Origin of the sequence: Streptomyces sp. HSW2009 (genome assembly GCF_040240285.1) — a bacterium.
Taxonomy (GTDB): domain Bacteria; phylum Actinomycetota; class Actinomycetes; order Streptomycetales; family Streptomycetaceae; genus Streptomyces.
The window spans coordinates 1-1,033 of the sequence record NZ_JBEHZD010001052.1 but is presented as its reverse complement, the minus strand read 5'-3'; the positions used below and the strand labels follow the sequence as shown (position 1 = coordinate 1,033).

Sequence of the window (1,033 nt, the reverse complement as noted above, 5' to 3'; positions counted from 1 at the left end):
CCCACGACCAGCACCACCCCACCGACCGACACCCCGTCCTGACCCGACATCAGCACCAGCCTGACCCACCCCCGGGGGCGCGCGGCCGGCCCCCCCCCCCCCCCGGGGTGGGGGGGGGCGGGGGGGGGGGGCCGGGCCCCGGGGGCCCCCCCCCCGGGGACGGGGGCCGGCCGGGCGGCGCGGCCCGCCCCAGCCGACCCCCGCGCAACCTGCCGCACCACCGGGTGAGGGATAGTGGTGGGCGTGAGTACAGCCGCCGTACCCCAACCCCGTAGCCAGGCCGAGGCCGCGAACCGGGCCGGAAGCGGCCCGGCGACGGGCAAGCGCACCGCGCTCACCCTCGCCGCCGGGCTGTTGTTCGCCGCCATCGGCGCCGCCCTCGTCCTGCTCGCGTCCGGCCGCACCTGGGCCGCGGGCGACGCCGCCTTCGCCCAGGGCGACCTGCGCCGCACCGTCGACGGTCAGGACATCACCGGGCTGCCCGGCGCGCTGGCCATCGTCGGCCTCGCCGCGCTGGTCGCGGTGTTCGCCGTACGCGGCATCGGCAGGTACGCGGTCGCCGGCGTGCTCGCCCTGTGCGGCATCGGCACCGCCGTCGGCTCGCTCCTCGCGCTCGACGACACCAGCGCCCTGGAGACGAAGGCGGCCGAGACCACCGGCATCGCCGACACCGCCATCCACGGCGTCAGCCACACCCCCTGGCCGTGGGCGGCGTTCGCCGGCGGCGTGCTGATCTTCCTGGCCGGGCTGCTGGCCCTGTGCTACGGCAGGGCGTGGCCCGCGATGTCCGGCCGGTACGAGCGGAACACCGGCGGCGCCGACCGGCCCCGCCCGCGCCGCTCCCGCCCCGCTCCCGACCCGGACCGGCCCGAGGAACTGTGGAAGGCGCTCGACCGGGGCGAGGACCCGACCGGACGCGAGGGCTGACCTGGCCGTTCGGCTCCCTCCGGTGCCGTGCCACGCCAGGCCGCGACCCGGCGTGGCCGCTGGCAGGGCCGGCGTGCGGCCCGGCCGCGGGCGGCCGGCGATCCGG

The 1,033-nt window shown here is 79.8% G+C and carries 2 protein-coding genes; one reads left to right on the top strand and one right to left on the bottom strand.

All coding sequences use genetic code 11. From position 1 onward, the window contains the following. The coding region (locus AAHZ94_RS34495; protein WP_349997618.1) for a hypothetical protein at nt 1–221 on the bottom strand (221 nt) is incomplete at its 3' end. Between the two features lie 22 nt (nt 222–243). On the opposite strand from AAHZ94_RS34495, the gene AAHZ94_RS34490 reads away from it, so the two are divergent. Beyond that, nucleotides 244–927, top strand: coding sequence for a TIGR02234 family membrane protein (locus AAHZ94_RS34490; RefSeq protein ID WP_349997617.1), 684 nt, complete (start codon nt 244–246; stop codon nt 925–927). Nucleotides 928–1,033 lie beyond the last annotated feature (106 nt).